General features: G+C 50.6%; 4 protein-coding genes. 1 reads left to right on the top strand and 3 read right to left on the bottom strand.

The features are described from left to right. The 3 genes from RR842_RS12700 to RR842_RS12690 form a co-directional block, all read right to left on the bottom strand. A partial coding sequence (locus tag RR842_RS12700; RefSeq protein WP_332729979.1) for an electron transfer flavoprotein subunit alpha/FixB family protein occupies positions 1-752 on the bottom strand: 752 nt, incomplete at its 3' end. Between the two features lie 48 nt (positions 753-800). Continuing rightward, entirely contained in the window at positions 801-1,559 is a 759-nt protein-coding gene (fixA, locus tag RR842_RS12695) for a putative electron transfer flavoprotein FixA (protein WP_332729978.1), read from the bottom strand. 265 nt (positions 1,560-1,824) lie between these two features. Further along, positions 1,825-2,814, bottom strand: coding sequence for a LysR family transcriptional regulator (locus RR842_RS12690; RefSeq protein ID WP_332729977.1), 990 nt, complete (start codon positions 2,812-2,814; stop codon positions 1,825-1,827). Between the two features lie 228 nt (positions 2,815-3,042). Here RR842_RS12690 and RR842_RS12685 point away from each other — a divergent pair. Beyond that, positions 3,043-3,769, top strand: a 727-nt coding sequence (locus RR842_RS12685; protein ID WP_332729976.1) for an acyl-CoA dehydrogenase family protein, incomplete at its 3' end; no start/stop codon positions are given.

The raw sequence follows: 3,769 nt of genomic DNA, 5'->3' as shown, positions 1-3,769 counted from the left end.
ACCATGTGCTGCATCTGCCCAGAGATGCCAACACCGATGTACACCTTCGGCGACAGCATAAGACCAGAAACGCCAAGATATATCTCGGTAGGTAGCCAGTCGACTCCCTCGGTGAGCGGGCGAGAGCACCCGAGACCCGCACCCAATTTGTCGCATAGAACCTCCGCCATCTCAAGATCTTCTTTTTCAGCAAATCCTCGTCCGGCTGCTACGACAATGTCGGCCTTCGTCAAATCTACGCCACTCTTCTCGATAGGCTTGGACGAAATGAGCTTCACAGGATTCGCCGGGACAACCCAGGCGATGTCCTCGACGACATTCGCGCCGGAGGCCTCGACACCCTCGAAAGCGCCTGCGGCTACCGTGTAGACGGCCACGTCGCCTGCAGCCTTCTGCACACGTTCAGCTACGCCGCCAAAATACAAGCTTTTTACACCGCTTTCGAAAGATATGACGTCAGTGATAACCGATGTGCCCGCGCGGGCGGCCACCTTACCCGCAATCGTTTTCATATGGCGGGTCGGCTCGACCAGCACGACAGACGGCTGCTCGGTGTCGAACACGAAGACCACAGTGTCGGCTCCGTCGTCAACAACGGAGCCAGAGGGTATGGAGATATGGGCGATCCTGTCAGCAACGCCCTCGGGAACCTCTCCGAAGGAAACAAGGACGACTTCATCGGCCATGGTGCGGGCGCCGGCGGCGAGTTCCCGGGCGGCAGTTGCGCGTTCAGCAATAACGAGTGCTTTCATGAATATCAACTCTACCTTTCTGTATGCATGAGGATGGGTGAGGGAAGTTTACAGCGAAGCCCTTAGGGCGGCGGCGAACTGCATGATGGCACCGTCGGCTGAAGCCTCGAGGATCTCCTGCTTGCGATCAGCTTGCTTAGGAGCAAGGCAGGACACCGTTTCGAGCGTGCAAGCTGGTGCCACATCGGCACCAACCACGTTCATCGGCTTCTTACCGGCGGCAAGGATATCCTTCATGCCAGGAATGCGGGGCAGCGCGATGTCGGGCGATACGGAAACAATGGCCGGTAGCGGCACCTCCACAACCTCGACCGCATCCTCGAGCGTGCGCTCGACCTCCAGGACAGCGCCCTTAGCAGTAATCTTTGTGGCAGCATTCACCACGGGCAAGCCCAGCTTCGCGGCCAGTTGCACATCAACCTGCTGAGAATAGTTGTCGGCGGATCCGTCGCCGCATAGAATAAGATCATACGCGCCCACCTTGCCAATCAGGGCCGACAGCGCCTCGGCCGTCGCATGAGCGTCCATGTTGGCATACGCGTCATCGGCAGCCATAAACAGCTCATCAGCACCGCGAGCAAGCACATTTTTTTTCAACTTGGAGTCGTCGATGGAGGCGGGACCCACCGTCACAGCGACAACCACGGAACCTTCGTTCGTCGCAGCCAGCTGCGCGGCGGCTTCGATGGCATTCAGGTCATATGCAGACACAACGCTCTTAGCCTTAGAGTAGTCTAACGAGCCATCAGCGAACATCTGGATATCCTGATCATCTGGAACAATTTTGAGTGCAACAACCGTTTTCATAGGTATTTCCTCTCTTTGACTCATGTCAAGCTGCTCGAAGAAGTAAGCTTCGACGCAATTCACACGGTTTTAATGTCACAGAAGAGAATAGAAGTTCGCAAGCGGTTTGCCATCACACAAGTTTTAATTCATTTCGGATAGACAGCGCAAGTAACTTATGCAATGAATGCATAATATGAAACATAATTTGCATAACCTTCAGCACGCTCAATTTGGCAGACGCTTGCCCAACAACGAAAGGTGCCACAAATCTTTCTCGTTGATGTTATTGGAGGGACTCCGCTTGTCGATTTTTTTCGATGGTAATTATTTGCTCGAGAAGATAGCTGAACGCTTCGCTGTGTCTACCCTTCTTCGCAATAAGCGTTGCATTAATGTAGTGATTTCCGTTGGGCCTCCCTGGAAGGATTACAGTCATGTTGTTTTTAACATATCTATCAAACGCCGTATGGCCATCGTTGCCCATGCGCGTAATGAAAAAAACCCCATCTTTAGGTTTCCTCGAATAGAAATCGAGCTGATCTCGAGCAGCAACCCGTTTGATAATAGGAGAAAAACCTTCTTCCTTGCAAAGCTGTACAAAATCATTGACGAGATCGTCGCTATGTCGTTGCGCGGGAACATAGAACGGTTGAGAAATGAAGTCTCGAAGAGACAACTCTTTCTTCAGTAGCAACGGAGAGGATTTTTCAATCCCGAGCCCAAGTATTCCATGAAAATCAAAAATAGGAATGTGGATAAAGTCTTCATCATCCCTATCGAGATTGTCCGCTGAGAGATACTCTTCGGAAGTCAGAGAAAAGCGAAATGCAATATCAACCTGATCAGAAAGAATCGCATCGCAAGGGGAGAACGATCGGTCTATAGACACGTAATCGAAGGCGACATTGGAGTATTGCGCTTCGGTGTTCTGCACCGCTTCAAAGATGCCATCATACATGGACTCGAGGTGGAGGAGATTCTGAATGCGAATACACTCGGGCTTCATGCTAGATATGTCATCAAGCTTGGAAAGCATATTGTGAAAAGATGCGTTGATCTCGGATGCATGCTCTAATACGATTTGCCCAGCCTTCGTCAGCGTCATCTGATTGGATTTGCGGTCTATGAAAAGGAGGTCTTGCCCCAGCTCCTTTTCAAGCGCTTCGACATGTCGGCTCAGCGAAGGCTGGGAAACAAACAAAGCTTTGGCCGCTGACGTATAGCTTCCGTAGGTGACCAGTGTCGAAAACTCCTCTAGATGACTGATTTCCACGATACTCCCCCTTAATGTTGATGCAATATTTGAATAGCTCCCCAACAAAAACTATAGCACCACTCTTATCCCTTGTATTACCTTCTTTGATATTGTCATTTGTGTTATGCGCATCATCTTCTCTATCCTAAACGAAGTTTGGTATTAACGGTCCGACAATCTTCTCTATCCTAAGCGAAGTTTGTTATTAACGGTCCGACGATTATCAATCAGACGAATCATCGAAGAATGGAGGCCGGAATTTATTCTTGCAAAACCGACGAACAAGAACTCTTGCATGAGAGTCTACACGAGGTGATGGAGCGAGGCAATTTCGATTCGTACTTCAAAGAGTGCGATAAGGAACACCGATATCCCGAGAAAGCCGCCAAAGATATGGTAGATGCGGGTTTTGCATCACTTGGCATTCCTGAAGAACACGGTGGAACCCCTGCGGACATCCTGACCCAAGTTATGGTAGTTGAAGAAGCGATGTCGCTTGGATGGCCATCTCTGACCTGGGTCAACCAATCTCTCGCCGTTGATGACATGCTCGCGTTCGGTAATGAGAAACAACAGAAAGCCGTTATGGAGCTCGGACTCAAGGGAATAAAGCCATTCACCCTCGGCTTTTCCGAACCGCAAGCTGGCTCTGACAGCAACGCAATGGCGACGACCGTCACGAAGCGTGATGGAAAGTTATACGTGAACGGATGCAAGACATTCAATACAGGTGCCAATTGCGCTCCGTACATGCTGTGCCTCGTGCGTGACTTCGAAAACGAAAAGCCCGCGCGCGACATGTCCATGTATCTCATGCCTCTAGATCGTCCTGGTGTCGAGATGGCGAAACTCGATAAGATTGGCAACAACATGATGGCCACCTACGAAGTCTATCTCAAAGACGTCGAGATGGAAGAAGATGACCTTGTGGGAGTAAAGGGTCGCGGATTCTATCAACTAATGAAGAACTTCG

This window comes from Gordonibacter sp. (assembly GCF_036667095.1).
Lineage (GTDB): Bacteria > Actinomycetota > Coriobacteriia > Coriobacteriales > Eggerthellaceae > Gordonibacter.
This window is presented reverse-complemented; position numbering and strand designations above follow the sequence as displayed.

Excerpts from the sequence above, each read along its gene's own strand:
- fixA (WP_332729978.1), bottom strand. The coding sequence starts at position 1,559 with ATGAAAACGGTTGTTGCACTCAAAATTGTTCCAGATGATCAGGATATC.